This window comes from Protofrankia sp. CiP3, assembly GCF_917627345.1.
In the GTDB taxonomy this organism is placed as follows: Bacteria; Actinomycetota; Actinomycetes; order Frankiales; family Frankiaceae; genus Protofrankia.
On the sequence record NZ_CAKJTM010000112.1, the window covers coordinates 1 to 13470 of the forward strand.

A 13470-nucleotide genomic window follows, 5' to 3' on the forward strand; every position below is an offset into this window, starting at 1 on the left:
TCCCTACCGCGACCCCGCCGGACGCCGCTCTTGCGGGGGCGAGCTCGCCCATCTCGCCTTTCCGGATATCCACCCGCGGGAAAGTGCGGCCCGTAAGGGATGGTGCTGGCGTGCACCGGTGGGGTCGGAGAAGAACCGATTGCGGGTCGGTGCCGGTCAGGGAATGGTGATGCCGGCGACCCGCAGTGCCGAAACGAGGAGGACCTGCGGGGCGCTCGGGGAGAAACGGGCCTTCCACAGGGTCTGTGCCAGAGCGTGGCGGGTGACGGTGATATGTCGAGTGTGGTCGATGGTGACGGTGACCCATTCGGTGGTGAACGTGACAGGCGGGTCGGCGCGGGTGAATCCGGCGTGGAGGAGAACGTCGACAAGCTCATCGGTCATGATGGGACCGCTAGTGTCGATCTTCGGTTGCTCGCCGCCGTTGGTGGCGGGGCTCGGGGTGGGCATGGTGGAGTCACCTTCCTGTCGTGGCGGGGGTTGCAGGCGGCGGGGACGGCGGTAGTCGACGGTCAGACCGCCCGGCAGGACGTGGGGCGTTGACCAGAAAGCGATGAAGCCGTTGATCCGGCGGCTGTCGCGGGCCAGCACGTCCGGACCGACGTCGGGGTGTCCGTCCAGGTGGTAGAGGGCGTGTGTGGACAGGTCAAGCCATGCCCGCGCGCAGAAGGCGTGTAGTTCGTCCTCCATCCGGTGGACACCGCAGCCGCCGTGTTCGAGCCACCGGGCAATGGCGGCGACCTGTATCCGGGCGGCGTCGTGTGCGTGTGGACCGGGGAGCGGCCCGGACGGCCATGTCGGCTGGGCTGCGGTGAACCCTACCCGGACGAGAAAGGCGCCTACCTGGGTAAGGCTGTCACCCAGCAGCCTGAAAACCAGCTCTGCGCGCATTCCTGCGTCCTGTCCCACCAGCGGACCTGCCATCTTTTGCTACCTTCCTGCGGCGGTCCAGTAATCCAATTTGATACAGGGATGGGCTGATCGTGACCCGGGTCCGGGCGTCCATCGCGCGGGAATGGCGGCCGGACGGCTGCGAAGATAACTTGATTGTTTCGGGTGCGGCAACCGTTCTGGAAAAAGAGTCATGAAATCGGCGAAGAGATCTGTGTCACATTCGACTGGGGCTGGCTGAAGCCGGTGGTTCGGAGGTACTTCTGAATCCCCGGCGCGGAAATAGTCCGCGCACCGGCCGATAGGAGCAGCCGCCATGACGACAACCGCCGGTATTCCCGCCGCGGAGCGGAAAACATCCGCGAAGGACAGCGTGCGGGCCGCGCTGGCCGCCGCGGACAGGCCCGTCACCGTCGCCGATCTGGCCCGGGCGACCGGGGTCTCGCGTTCCAGCGTCGCCGCGGCGTTGACCACTCTGGAGACCGCCGGTCAGGCGCAGCGCAGGCGGGATGACCGGGTCGGGGGCCCGACCGCCCCCGATCGGTGGGCCGCCGTCGAGCCGCACGCCGGACCCGCCGACACGCCCGCACCCGTCACCACACCGGACATCGCCGTCAACGAAGCGGCGGCACTGCTCACCGGCACCGGCACCGGCGACGACGCGGGCCCGCCGGCCGCGGAGGACGCGATGCCCGCTCCGGACAGCGACAGCGACCCCGCCCCGGAAAACGGCGACGGGGAGCCGCCGGCCATCGATGACGCGCCGCCCGCCTGGGACACGGCATCCGGGGTGGTGGACGCCGGTACCGCCGCATCCGCGGGGGTTGAGATGCCGGCGGCAGCCGGGGACGGTGCGGAGACGGTCGCGGACGGAGAGACGGCCGACGGCGCTGCCGCACGCGGACAGGAGGACGAGCATCCGGCGGCGGACGGTGACGCCACCGCCGAGTTGGCGGCGCAGATCGTGGACGCGGTGCGGCTGGTCGCCGCGTGTGCCCAGGTGTGCCCGAGCGCGCGCTGCCCGCTGAAGCCGGGCCGGGCGGCGCGGGACCGCGGCCGGCGGGTGGCGGAGCCGCGGGCGAACAGTGACGGGCAGCCCCGGATGCGGCCCGGTGAGCTTACCCGGATTGTGGGCGGGTTCCTGCGGGACAACGCGGAGGTGGCGTTCACCGCCCCCGAGGTTGCCCGCGAGCTGGCCCGGTCCTCCGGCGCTATCGGCAACGCCCTGGGCAACCTTGTGATGTCCGGGGAGGCCCGGCTCGTGACCGACAAGCCCCGCCGCTATCAGGCAGCGGTACCGGCCAGCTCGCGCCCGACCGGTACCGCCAGGCCAGGGCAGGCGATGGTGCCTGGGACGACCACCCAGTCCCTTGTTCCGTCTCTTCCGTCGAAGGGACTTCTCTGATGCCCGCTGATCCCGAATGTCTCTCGCGGGTGGCTCTGTCCGTGATCGAATCGGGCGGGCAGGTGCGGGGCGGTACGCGATCGCGGGCCGGTCACCGTGTGGGCCGGGCTGGCCGGCCCACACCCGGGCTGGCCGGCTGCTGTGCCCCAGAGACGACGAACAGAGCCACCCGGCCTCGACGTTTTGGATATGGCCGGCGCCGACGGGACCGCCCATCGGTGCCGGCCAGCAGCGCGACCAGCGCCGGCTGTCACCGGCTCCTGTACCCACCCGCACACCCGGCTGATCATCACCGGGCAGGACGTCACCGACGAACTGCACCAGCCCTGTCGTGCCGCCGAGCCGAGCTGCTCACCGGCGACGAGGCGGACCGCCGGGGCGCCGGGCACGCCGAGGGCGACGGCCTGGACGGGGTACTCCAACGGCCAGCCGGGCTGGGTCGCGATCCGGATCTCGGCGCCCGGGTCGCACATGCCGAGCACGTTGATCAATTCCTGGGCGCTCATGGGAAATCTCTCCTCGGGGTGTGATCCGATGTCGGGTGGGGTCGGGGGTGGGTCAGCGCGCGGATCCGGGATGGATCTGCGCGACCAGATGCTGGTCACCGTGGGCGAGGGCGGCTGCTTCCCAGGAGCGGTAGTCCGCGAAGACGATCACGTCGGTGTCGGTGTTCATCGGCAGGGCGCGCAGTTCCCGAGCGACCGTGGCTGGGGTGTGGTGCGGTGCCAGATAGGGCGTGGGCAGGACGACTGGCGCCTCGGCATCGGTGTGCAGAACGGAAAGGATCGTCCTGATGTCGGTCGGGTGCGGGAAGACCTCGATCCGGTCGCGGGGCATGACGGGCCTCCAGACGGGGGTTCTGGGTCCGGGTGGTGGGCTCAGGGCATGTCGGGGACGGCCACGGGCACCCCGGCGCCGTGGAGCACATTGATGATCACGAGAAGTGGGGTGGCGGGGCTGAAGGTCACCGACCAGCGCAGGATCCGCGCCGGGTCCGGTCCGAAAACGTGGATCTCGACGTGTCCGTCGTCGAGGATCATGCGGAGCCGGTCTCGGTCGAACATGACTGCGCCGGGTCGTCCGGCCGGCTGCTCCTCACAGGGGGTGAACCCGGTCTCCTGGAGTAGGTCGAGGAGGTCCGGGCCGTCGGGGGTTGCGTCGGTGTCATACATGGCGGGGGCCTCACAGGGTAGAGATCACGGGCGTGGATGTGCCCTGGTCGTCGAGGTCGATGGGGTAGTCGAGGTCCTCGTCCTCGTCGATGAGGAACAGTCCGTCGCTGATCTCGAAGTGGCAGGCGTTGTCGGTCAGGCCGTCGAGGTAGTCCACGGCCTCGCAGGCGCTGGCCCACAACGCCTCCGACAGGTCGTCGTCGGCGTGGCGGGTACCGCCTACGTCCGGGCGGACCGCGGCCCAGGCGTCGAGGATCTCCTGGTCATCCTCGGTGACCGGCATACCGAACTCGATCGCTACCTGGATGATTGCCGCAGCGAGTTCGCTGCCGCTGTACAGGGCGGACCCGTCAACCCAGCACCCGGCGAGCCGTGGGCTGATCTCGACCCGGACAGCTGGGTCCACCGGCCGGTACCTGATGACATCCCGTATGGACATGACAATCCCCTTTCCTTTGACATGAGTGGCGGACCGAAAGTCATCCGAATAACTGCGCGTCTTTCAATTTTCCCGTTTACGGGAATGTGTTTCGCGCTTTCCGTTCGGGTGGTCCGTATTGCGTTGTAGAACCACACTAACTCGACTCCGCGGGGGCGTGAAGCGCTTTTCCATGACTCTTTTGACAATATTCGTTAAAGAGTTATGGAAAGCATCTTGCCTGATTGTCAGTTGCGAGGTACGCGCGCATACGCGAATGGAAAACGGGCGGAAAGAGTCATGAAAATCGTTCGTGAATTGGGTTGCTGAACGGGTGTGCGTCGAGCTATTCTGATCGTGTTTCATGGAGAATGTGTCGTGGAAAGGGGGTCGGGTGGACGGAACGCGCGGCGCGCGGGCCGGCCGTGGGTGAGGCGCCTTTCGGCCACGGCGCGGCGGACGAGATGCTGCCCTTTCGCCCGGGGCAGGGCCGCGTCCGTCCCGGGCAAGGCCCGTCCGCCGCCTCTACAGACGGGGCCAGGGAACACGGTTCCGCCTGTAGAGGCGTAAGCCGACGGGTGGGGACAACACACGTGTGGCGGGTTGGGACCGCCCCGGTAGGGGTGGCGCCGGCCCGCCGTTCGTGTGTTGTGCACGCCTGGTCGGCGAGTCTGGGCAGTCTCCCGAGGGGGTGCGGCCCGCTGACCTGGCATTTCGTGTTGCTTGACCCCTCGCTCCTGAGAGCGAGGGGGTTCCGAGGGTGCTTCCGGGGGCCTGACGAGGGGGTCTTTCGGTCTGTTTTCCTACCGCTGGTCTGACCGATCGGCTGCGTGTCAGATCCTCCGCCGCTGATGCTCTGGTCACCGTCGTCCCATGCCCGCCACGAGGCCGGGTGGATTCGACCGGTTCTCCGCATCGACAGCACGTCGCTCACCGGTGGATTTCCCGTTCCCACGGTTTCCTGCCGGCTCCGTCGCGGATGGTGGCATGATAGCTCGACGGCCATTCCATCCACACGGTTTGCCGTCACCGCCGTCCACGCCATTCAAATTCCCTTCCCAGCCGATTTCCCGGTGTGCCGCCTTTGTCAGCCTGGAGCGGTCGAAACCTTCTGCATGAGCCGGTCCGTCTGCGCCCCACTGGTAGGGCAGGCCGAGTTGGGCGGCGGCGTAGTCGACGGCAACCAAGGCAGCCGGGGACGGCGCGGCGTCCCCGGCACCGCCGCCTACCGGGGATGTATCGGGGGTGGTGTAGGCGGCGGTGATGGTCAGGACCCGCGCCACATATACGTCATCATGATTATACCGCCTATACCGATGTCGGCATAGCAGCCATTATGCCGGCCCTTTGGTTATGCCGACCCCGGATCGGGAACTCCTGTCAAGGAAGGGAACGGGGACAGGAAGCGTCGGCATAATGCCCGCTGCGGCGGAGGCGACCAGGGCGTATGTTGCGCGGGTTCTTGCCGTGGCGGCGTCCTATAGCCAGGTTTCCACGCCAGCTGTCGCCGGCGGGGGTGACGCTGGTGGTGTAGCCGCGAGCTGGGCGCTTTCCCAGGTGGGCACCCCGTATGTGTGTGGGGCGGTGAAACTCCCGGGGTCGGATTCGACTGCTCCGGGCTGACCTGGGCCGCCTACCGGGCAGCCAGAGTCGGGCTGCCCCGGGTGGCCCAGGCCCAGTTCGACGCCGGACTCCGTCTGCCGGCCGGCGCTGAACTTCAGCCCGGTGACCTGGTGTTCTTCGGCGGTGGGCCGGACGACGTCACCCACGTCGGTCTCTATCTGGGAGTCCGGGACGGCCGGCCGGTGATGGTCGATGCGCCTCATCGCGGCGCAGCCGTCCGGGTTGAGGCGTTTCCCACCACGGTGGGCGCCGCCTGGGGTAACGAGATCTACCTGGGCGCCACCCGCCTCGCCGGGTAGGGATCGCAGCTCGATGAGCGGTTGGTTCCACAGTCGATCATGACCCGAGTAGCAGGAAAATGATCTATTTGAGCAAGGATGCTCGGGCCCGCGCATGGCGGACTCGATCAACGTGTCGGCGATGCCCCAGCCCGTTGGCGAGGAGCGTCGCACGAGGCGAAGCCAGGTCGAGTGCGTGCGCGTCCGGCCCGACCTTCATGAGGGCCTCCGCAGGCTCCCGGCGTGGCCGTCCGATCCGTAGGATGATGGGACGGCATCGCGTGTCGGTCACCGGTTGGGTGAGGCATGGAGGTGCCCGTGAGATTGCCTTACGGAGGCATTCCACACATGTCAGTCGAGTTGAACCACACTATCATCCACGCGCGGGACAACCGGGAGTCTGCCGAGTTTCTAGCGCACATCCTCGGTCTTGAGGTCGGGACCGAATGGGGTCCGTTCATACCGGTCTCCACCAGCAACGGAGTCACTCTGGACTTCGCAACGATTCCGGCGGAATCGATCGTGATGCAGCACTACGCCTTCCTCATCTCCGACGGGGAGTTCAACGACACCCTCGACCGAATCCAGGCGGCCGGGATCCGCTACTACGCCGATCCTCACCTGAATCAGCCTGGGGAGATCAACCGAAACCACGGTGGCCGGGGCGTGTACTTCATGGATCCCGCGGGGCATGGTATGGAAATCATCACCCGTCCGTACGGCAGCCACCACCAGCCGACGGCGGTCTGAGGCAGCGCCGGGGAGTGCCCGAGCAACGGTGTAACACCCAGCGCCAGCGGGCCGTTTCCGCAGGTGAAGGCCCCGTTTTGGTAGTTATCGGGAAATCTTCCGACAGCCCCCTGGGAAGATCGACGCTGTTGTGGGCGCCGGAGACATACAGGTAGCAGGCCGTCGAGTAGACGGCGTCGACCGGGTTGGTGATATCGGCCCTGCCGTCCCCGTCCCCATCGACCCCGTAGGCGGCGAAGGCTGTGGGGGCGATTCGGCTGATCATGGCTGGTCGGAGTGCGGGCGGGGTGGGCGGGGAGACGGCGCGTCGCCTCCGCCGGGCGGCTGCGCGTTTCCCGGGGGGATCGGAGTGCCGTAACGGTCGGTGAGATCGTCGAGGCTGAGCCGGTGGGTGTCGTGGAGGGGTAGCCAGACCGGGCCGGCTGGGGCCAGGTCGGCGGCATGTCCTGGGGTGCGGGGTGCGGGGTGCGGCCAGCGGGTCGGGGGTGGCGGTGATGACGGGGACCGGGCCGTGTACCGGGTGTGCGGTGAGCCGGGCGCGCAGGTGGGTTTCCCGGGCGGCGCTGGGCAGCCAGATCAGCAGTGGGCTGGGGATGCCGGAGGCGGCCGCGAGCCGGGCGTAGCCGGGCAGTTTGCCGGTCACCCGGGTCAGCGGTTCGCTGCCGGTGTCGTACTCGACGTGGAAGTCCAGCCGCCGGGCCGCGGTCTGCCAGGTGCCGTAGCCGTCGGGGCGTGTGTACTGCCCCCAGACGGTGGCGGCGCGTTGCTCGGACCACCAGACGGTCAGCCCGCGGCCGGCGGGCAGCGCCCGGGTGGTGTGGATCCAGGCGACGAACAGGCCGTTGGAACCGACGAGGTGGGCGAGGCGGGTGGAGTGGGCGAGGGTGAGCAGCCTGTCGTGGCGGTAGCCCAGTTCCCGGACGCTGACCCCGCGTCCGGCGGCGAGGACCTGCGCGCCGGCCGGGCCGAGGGTGTAGTGGTAGGGGACCATCCGGGGCCCGTGGAACGGCCGTGCCCGGTCGAGTGCGCCCAGCTGGTGCAGGGTGGTCAGGCGGACCTGGGCGGTGCGCTCCCCGTCGAAACACAGCCGGGTGATCTGGGCGCTGGTGAGGACCTGATGTTCGGCGAGCATGTCCAGCAGCCACCGGTCGCGGGCGGTGAGCCGGCAGGCCAGCTCCCACAGTGCCGCCTGCGGCCCGCCGCCTCCCAGACGCCGTGGGCGCCGCCGGGGCGTGCGGGCGCTCACCGGTGACCTTCGCTGGCCGGTGGGGCGGGACGGGTGCGGGGGTCCCCGCTGGGAGCTGTGCCGCTCCCGGCGGTGGGGGCGGTGTGTCGGCGGGCGGCGGCCCGCAACGTCTGCGCCCGGCCCGGGACGGCCGCCGGTAACGGGCGGGTCCGGACGGTGAACGCGGTGGTGTCCGCGGAGTCGACGATGAGGCGAAGCGCGGCGGTGTAGGCGGGCAGGCGGGCCAGGTCGTGGTCGGTCAGGACGGGGCTGACGTGGCGGGCGAGGCCGGCGGCGTCCGTGGGTGAGCAGGCGAAGAAGATTTTTGTGCGGGCGTTCGTGGACAGGGCGTCGGCGAGCTCGCCGGGCAGTTGGCGCAGGTGCTGATGCGCCAGGGTCAACGAGAGCCGGTAGCCGCGGGCCTCGGCGAGCATGTCCTCGACCGCGCCGGGCAGGGTGAGGAAGTTCTGGCATTCGTCGAGGTAGCAGGCGGCGTCGGGACGGCGTTCGGGGGCGCGGCGTGCCCGCTGGAGTACGGTCTGCCACACTTTCGCCAGCACGATCGAGCCGAGGATCTGGCAGGCGTCCTCGCCGATCTGGCCCTTGGGGATGCGTACGAGCAGGATTCCGCCGCGGTCGAGGACGTCGGTGAGGTTGATGGCCGACGGGCCGGCGGCCAGCGCCTGGCGGACGAATCGGCGCAGCAGCAGGGCGCGCAGCTTGTTCAGGATGGGGCCGGTGGCCTGGGACCGGGCCCCGTCGGACAGGTCGGTGTACCAGGTCCAGAAACCGGCCAAAACCGGGTCGGTGATCCCGGCGGTGGTCCGGCGGCGAAATGTCGGGTCGGTGAGCAGCGAGACGATGTCGAGCAGTGTCGGCACCGACCCGACGGCAGGTCCCTGGCCGGGGCCCTTACCGGGGGCGGTTCTGCGGGTGAGGAGGGTGAGGCAGGCGGCGCGCAGCAGATCGTCGGTACGCGGCCCCCACGCGTCCACCCAGATCCGGCGGAAGATCCCGACAAGCTGGTCGGTGGCGAGATCGGGGTCGTCGCCGTCCAAAATGTTCAGGCACGGTGGCGGCGCGGTGTCCTGCGGGTCGAGGACCACGACCCGTTCAGCGGTCCCGGCGGGCAGGCGGGCGAGCAGGTCGTTGACCAGGTCCCCCTTGGGGTCGATGACCACCAGGCCGCGGCCGGCGGTCGCATCATCGAGGATCATGTTGGCGAGCAGGGTGGATTTGCCGGAGCCGGTGGCGCCGAGCATGTGGACGTGATGGCGACCGTCAGCCCGACCGGCCGGCGCCGGCCCGCCTCGGCGTCCCCGATCACTTTCACGTCCGCCCCGCTGTGGGGGATGCCGGCTGGTGGTGCGACAGCGGCGGCGCCGGCGCGGGTGAGCCCGGGTACGGCGGTGTCATAGGGCAGGTGGGCGAGGGCGGCGAGTTCGTCGACGGCGAGCAGGTCGCCGCGGTGCAGCCGGCGGGCGGCGAGCACCCCGGCCGGGTCGGGCAGCGTGAGGCGGCGCAGGTAGTTGTGGCCGGCGTAGAGCTGGTAGGTGGCGGCCATCGCATGCGCCCGGCCACGCAGGGCGGCAACCGCGGCGCGCCGGGCGGCCCGGTCACCCGGCTGGCTGGCGGTGGCGGCCGTGTAGGTACAGGACGCCTCCCAGCGGGGTTGGACGGTTTTGAGGCCGATCGCCCGCGACGCCGCGGATTCCTCCGGCGGGGTCGGCCCCGCCCGGCGCACCACCGCGCCCGGGTCGGGGCGCCGGCCGGTGCGCGGGGTCACCGCGTCCAGCAGGCGGGAGAACGGGCTCGGGACGTACTGACCGCGTTGGCGGGCCGCGGCGCGCCGTGCCAGGGCGAGGCGGCGGCCGGTGACCGGCCGAGCCAGGATCTGCACAACCGCGGTCTCGTCGTCGTCCAGCTCGGAGACAGCGGCGAGCAGCGCCCGCACCGGGTCCCCGCCCGGGTCCGCCCGCAACGGTAGGACGTCGGGGCGGGCCAGCCGCAGCTGCCCACCGACCGCGAGCACCCCGCGAGGCAGCGGTGATGTGGCGGGGCGGGTAGTGGTACGGGCGCCGGGCCAGGCGGCCTGCACGGCCCGCTCCACCATCCCGGGCGGTACCGGGCCGGGTACCCACAGCCGGATGGTCGTGCCCGCCTGGCCGGCGAGCAATTCCCAGCCCAGATGCGGCTGGCCGTGCACCAGCCGCTGCCACGGCGGGCGGAGCAGACCGGTCATCTGCCCCCAGAAGACGGCGGCGGCTTCCGGGTGGACCTCGGGCGGGCTGAGGATCTCCACGGTGCGTGCCCCGTCGGCCAGGTGCCGGTGGCGGGCGGCGCGGATCCGCCCCCGTGCCAGCACCGCGGTGGTCAGCAGGACGACAGCGGGAACACCGAGTGGCAGCCACCAGTCCGCTGCCAGCTCGGTGAGGCGGTGCGCGAGGTCGACGGCGACCTGCGCCGGGTCGGGGAGCACTCCCGGCCCGACAGCCGGGGCCAGTGGTGGAGGCGGGGGTGGTGGCAGCGGAGCGGGTGAAGGCATGCGAGATCTCCGGAACGTGGGGAAGAACGGGGGAGGGTGACGAGCTGGGTGGGCGGGCAAGGGCCGCAGGGCGCGGGTCAGCAGGGGTCGGCGTCCTGCGCCGGGGCCGGCGCGGTGACGGCGGACAGGCCTTCCGCCGGGTCGTCGGCGGGAGGGCCGGAGTCCGGGCTGGTGCCGGCGAGGCCGGGCAGGGCGGCCTCGGCCGGGTCGGTCGTGATCAGAGCGTGTTCCCGGCGTGAGGCGTTGGCATGAAAGGCGGTCCGACGACCCGGCCCGGTGATCAGTAGGGCGTCGCCGGGCCGGGCGGTGAGGAGATGCGCGGCCTCTCCCGCACTGAGGTGGAAGGTGGCGCGGATGTCGGTGATGGCGGTGGGGTCCTGACGCAGCAGGATCTGGGTCGCGGCGTTGGCGACGACCGCCCGGCCCAGGTCGGAGCCCAGCAGGTCGGCGGCGTCCTGGGTGACCACGGCCAGGCCGGTCCAGTGTTTGCGGGCCGCTTTGGCGAGTTGGAACAGGAAGCGGGCGCCCGCCGGATGCGCCATGAGCATCCATGCCTCGTCGACCACGACCATCCGCCGCCGGCGGTGGGCGGGGTCGGCGACCTGCCGCCAGATCGCGTCCAGGGTGAGCAGGGTGCCGGCCGGGCGCAGCTCGTCGGGGAGCTGGCGGAGGGAGAAGACGATGAGATGACCCTGGGGGCTGGTGGAGGTGGGACCGTCGAACAGCGTCCGGTGGCTGCCGGTGGTGAACGGGGCGAGGCGGCCGGCCAGCGCCGGCCCGGCTGGGTCCTCCGCGTCGGTGGCGAGTGCGCCGGCCACGTCTTTGAGCAGCGGGGCGGGCCGGTCCCAGGTCGCGGGGTCCGCGCTGATCCCGGCCGCCCGGTAGGCGGCCAGGATTGCCCGGTCCACCGCCGCCCGCCCGGCCGCATCCAGCCCACCCCGGCTGTCCTGATCGTCCCGGCCGCCGAGGAGGGTGGCGAGCAGGGTGTGGCAGAACAGTGCCCGGCGGGTGCGCAGGTCCGGGTCGTGGCGGGCGTGAGCGGGCAGGTCGAGCGGGTTGAGGTGGACGCCGGGCGCGCCGAGCGCCAGACGGGTGCCGCCGGCCGCGGCGGACAGCTGGGCGTACTCGTCTTCCGGGTCAACGACGGCGACCTGGACCCCCTGGTACAGGGATCGCAGCACGTCGAGCTTGGTCAGGTAGCTCTTGCCGGCGCCGGAGGCGGCCAGCGTCACCGAGTTGTAGTTCGGCATGGCCCACCGGTCGTGCACGACCAGTCCGGCCGAGTGCAGGTTCGCGCCGTAGACGACGGGGCCGGCGCCCGGTCGCTCCACGTCCGGCACGGGTAGGTCCGGGGTGGAGAACGGGAACGCCGCGGCGAGCGCCTGGGTGTCGAACGTGCGCCGCAGCCGGAGTAGATCCACCCCGAGCGGGAGGCTGGTCGCCCAGCCCTGTACCGCCCGGAAGGTCGCCGGTTGGACGGACAGCAGCAGGCTGTGCGCCAGCGCGGTGACCCGGGCGCGTTCCTCTGCCAGCTCGTCGGCGCTGTCGGCGTAGACCGTCACGTACAGGCCGAGGGCGAACAGCCGGGACTCGCCGCGGGCGAGCCGGCCGGCCAGGTCGGCGGCGTCGTGGGCGGCGGCATCCAGTTCCGGGTCGGCGAGCCGGCCGGCGGTGGCCTCGGCGCGCCGGCCGGATTCCAGCCGGCCCAGCTGCCGGCGCAGCCGCACCGCTGCCACCGGCGGGGGGATCGGTTCCACGTGCACGGCGACGTCCACCCGGCCGGGGTGGGCCAGCAACGGCTCCAACCATCCCGGGCCGACCTCCCGCGGGTAGCCGATCACCGTCACCGTGGCCGTATACACATCCCCGATCTCCAGGTGGCGGGCGGTGACCTGGAGGCCGGGCGGGGTCAGCAACACCGGCCCGCCGACCGTCGGCAACCCCGGTCCCGACCGGGACGCCCGGCCCAGATGGCGTAGGCGGGACGGGCGGCGGTTCATCGCCCACCCCCGGTAGAAGGCGCGGTGGTGATGGTGCCGGTGGCGGTCACCCCGGCGGGTGGAGGTGGGCCGCCGGGGTGGGCGGCGGCGGCGAGCAGCGCGGTGACCGCGTCCGCGTCCAGCACTCGCACCCTCAGCCCGGCGGTCGCGAGCAGACCGGCGGCGTCCGCGATCCGCCGCAGCGCCCGGCCGGCCGCGGCGTCACGGCCCCGGCTTCCCGCCGGTAGGGGTTCGCGGGCGGTGAGCAGGATCTGGCGGGCCAGCAGGGTTCGCCGCGCGGCGAGACCGTCGAGGAAAGCGGCGTGGTCGACGGCGGCGGCCCGCAGCGCCGGGTGCGGCAACGCGGGGGCTTGGCCGCGGATCCGGGTGATGTGCGGGGTGAGACGGACCGGCGCGGCCCGTACCGTGATCTGTACCGGCCCGGACAGCGCGTTGAGCATCCGGGCGAACGCGGTGACCTGGGCTTGCCGGTCGCTGTCCGTACCGAGGGTGAAGTGGACCCCGTCGACCTCGGCGATCACCGCGAGACCGTCCGCGCCTAGATCCACCACTCCGGCCGCGTCCACGGTGTGGGCCAGCGGCCGGGCCGCCACCGGCGAGTTCCGCCGGGTGGCGTCGAGGCCGGGCAGCCAGCCCGCCTGGGCGGGTAGCCCCTCGGGTGCGGGTAGGTGAACGTGGGGGGCGCGGCGGTGGGCCAGCGCGGCGGTGACGTACCGGTCCAACGGCAGGCCGCCGCGTTGGCCGAGCGCGAGCGCGGCCCCGGCGGCCAGCAGCGGGATGCCCAGAGCGGCGACCAGCGGCAGCGGCAGATACGGGGAGGCCGCCCGGTACAGGACCGCGACCGCCAGCACGGTCGGGACCAGCAGCGCCAGCTGGTGGGCGGTCAGACCGGCCAGGATCCGGTCCGGCCGGTCCACATCCGCTGGAATCCGGACCCGGTCGGCAGAGCTGGCCGGGGTAGAAGGATGGACGGCAGGCATGACACCTCCACAACACGACGGATGGAAAGACGACAGGCCGTGCGCGCCGCGCCGGACAGCAGCGGGCCGACCGGACATCCGGCCGGACGGGACTGTGGCGGAACCGGACGGGCCGCGAGTAGGGAAGTCCGGGGAAAAGACGCCGGTGAAACTGGTGTGTCAGACGTGGATGCGGGGGTGTCA

At 71.3% G+C, this 13470-nt stretch carries 14 protein-coding genes; 4 read left to right on the forward strand and 10 right to left on the reverse strand.

Translation table 11 applies throughout. The features are described from left to right. Nucleotides 1–156: 156 nt before the first annotated feature. A complete protein-coding gene (locus MJ797_RS22945; RefSeq protein WP_239341095.1) occupies nt 157–891 on the reverse strand; it encodes a hypothetical protein in 735 nt (244 codons plus the stop codon). Between the two features lie 316 nt (nt 892–1207). On the opposite strand from MJ797_RS22945, the gene MJ797_RS22950 reads away from it, so the two are divergent. Both MJ797_RS22950 and MJ797_RS22955 read left to right on the forward strand, forming a co-directional pair. Beyond that, nucleotides 1208–2296: a MarR family transcriptional regulator gene (locus MJ797_RS22950; RefSeq protein WP_239341097.1), complete on the forward strand. Its 1089-nt coding sequence runs from the start codon at nt 1208–1210 to the stop codon at nt 2294–2296. Nucleotides 2297–2514: 218 nt separating this feature from the next. Then, nucleotides 2515–2826 (forward strand): hypothetical protein, encoded by a 312-nt coding sequence (locus tag MJ797_RS22955; RefSeq protein ID WP_239341099.1) that lies wholly within the window; start codon nt 2515–2517, stop codon nt 2824–2826. 28 nt (nt 2827–2854) lie between these two features. On the opposite strand, the gene MJ797_RS22960 is transcribed toward MJ797_RS22955, so the two are convergent. From MJ797_RS22960 to MJ797_RS22975, 4 genes are all read right to left on the reverse strand, one after another. Then, entirely contained in the window at nt 2855–3133 is a 279-nt protein-coding gene (locus MJ797_RS22960; protein ID WP_239341101.1) for a hypothetical protein, read from the reverse strand. 41 nt (nt 3134–3174) lie between these two features. After that, a complete protein-coding gene (locus MJ797_RS22965) occupies nt 3175–3468 on the reverse strand; it encodes a hypothetical protein (RefSeq protein WP_239341103.1) in 294 nt (97 codons plus the stop codon). A 10-nt stretch (nt 3469–3478) separates the two neighbouring features. Then, entirely contained in the window at nt 3479–3907 is a 429-nt protein-coding gene (locus MJ797_RS22970; RefSeq protein ID WP_239341105.1) for a hypothetical protein, read from the reverse strand. Nucleotides 3908–4746: 839 nt separating this feature from the next. Then, nucleotides 4747–5169, reverse strand: coding sequence for a hypothetical protein (locus tag MJ797_RS22975; RefSeq protein WP_239341107.1), 423 nt, complete (start codon nt 5167–5169; stop codon nt 4747–4749). 291 nt (nt 5170–5460) lie between these two features. Between MJ797_RS22975 and MJ797_RS22980 the strand changes: the two genes are divergently transcribed. Both MJ797_RS22980 and MJ797_RS22985 read left to right on the forward strand, forming a co-directional pair. Continuing rightward, the gene (locus MJ797_RS22980; RefSeq protein WP_239341109.1) at nt 5461–5808 is read left to right on the forward strand and encodes a C40 family peptidase; all 348 of its coding nucleotides are present in this window, start codon (nt 5461–5463) and stop codon (nt 5806–5808) included. Nucleotides 5809–6135: 327 nt separating this feature from the next. Further along, on the forward strand, nt 6136–6537 hold the full coding sequence (locus MJ797_RS22985) for a VOC family protein (RefSeq protein WP_239341111.1): 402 nt from the start codon (nt 6136–6138) through the stop codon (nt 6535–6537). Here MJ797_RS22985 and MJ797_RS22990 read toward each other — a convergent pair. From MJ797_RS22990 to MJ797_RS23010, 5 genes are all read right to left on the reverse strand, one after another. After that, nucleotides 6494–7783: a replication-relaxation family protein gene (locus MJ797_RS22990; protein ID WP_239341113.1), complete on the reverse strand. Its 1290-nt coding sequence runs from the start codon at nt 7781–7783 to the stop codon at nt 6494–6496. The genes MJ797_RS22985 and MJ797_RS22990 overlap by 44 nt on opposite strands. Continuing rightward, entirely contained in the window at nt 7780–9024 is a 1245-nt protein-coding gene (locus MJ797_RS22995) for a type IV secretory system conjugative DNA transfer family protein (protein ID WP_239341116.1), read from the reverse strand. Before MJ797_RS22995 ends, MJ797_RS22990 begins: the two co-directional genes overlap by 4 nt. Beyond that, a complete protein-coding gene (locus MJ797_RS23000) occupies nt 8976–10307 on the reverse strand; it encodes a hypothetical protein (RefSeq protein WP_239341118.1) in 1332 nt (443 codons plus the stop codon). Before MJ797_RS23000 ends, MJ797_RS22995 begins: the two co-directional genes overlap by 49 nt. Before the next feature lie 77 nt (nt 10308–10384). After that, complete coding sequence (locus MJ797_RS23005; protein WP_239341120.1) at nt 10385–12307, reverse strand: VirB4 family type IV secretion system protein; 1923 nt, start codon at nt 12305–12307, stop codon at nt 10385–10387. Beyond that, nucleotides 12304–13287, reverse strand: coding sequence for a PrgI family protein (locus tag MJ797_RS23010; RefSeq protein WP_239341122.1), 984 nt, complete (start codon nt 13285–13287; stop codon nt 12304–12306). Before MJ797_RS23010 ends, MJ797_RS23005 begins: the two co-directional genes overlap by 4 nt. Nucleotides 13288–13470 lie beyond the last annotated feature (183 nt).

Coding starts and splice junctions, on each gene's coding strand:
- MJ797_RS22945 (WP_239341095.1), bottom strand. CDS start 891: ATGCGCGCAGAGCTGGTTTTCAGGCTGCTGGGTGACAGCCTTACCCAG.
- MJ797_RS22950 (WP_239341097.1), top strand. CDS start 1,208: ATGACGACAACCGCCGGTATTCCCGCCGCGGAGCGGAAAACATCCGCG.
- MJ797_RS22960 (WP_239341101.1), bottom strand. CDS start 3,133: ATGCCCCGCGACCGGATCGAGGTCTTCCCGCACCCGACCGACATCAGG.
- MJ797_RS22965 (WP_239341103.1), bottom strand. CDS start 3,468: ATGTATGACACCGACGCAACCCCCGACGGCCCGGACCTCCTCGACCTA.
- MJ797_RS22970 (WP_239341105.1), bottom strand. CDS start 3,907: ATGTCCATACGGGATGTCATCAGGTACCGGCCGGTGGACCCAGCTGTC.
- MJ797_RS22985 (WP_239341111.1), top strand. CDS start 6,136: ATGTCAGTCGAGTTGAACCACACTATCATCCACGCGCGGGACAACCGG.
- MJ797_RS22995 (WP_239341116.1), bottom strand. CDS start 9,024: ATGCTCGGCGCCACCGGCTCCGGCAAATCCACCCTGCTCGCCAACATG.
- MJ797_RS23000 (WP_239341118.1), bottom strand. CDS start 10,307: ATGCCTTCACCCGCTCCGCTGCCACCACCCCCGCCTCCACCACTGGCC.
- MJ797_RS23005 (WP_239341120.1), bottom strand. CDS start 12,307: ATGAACCGCCGCCCGTCCCGCCTACGCCATCTGGGCCGGGCGTCCCGG.
- MJ797_RS23010 (WP_239341122.1), bottom strand. CDS start 13,287: ATGCCTGCCGTCCATCCTTCTACCCCGGCCAGCTCTGCCGACCGGGTC.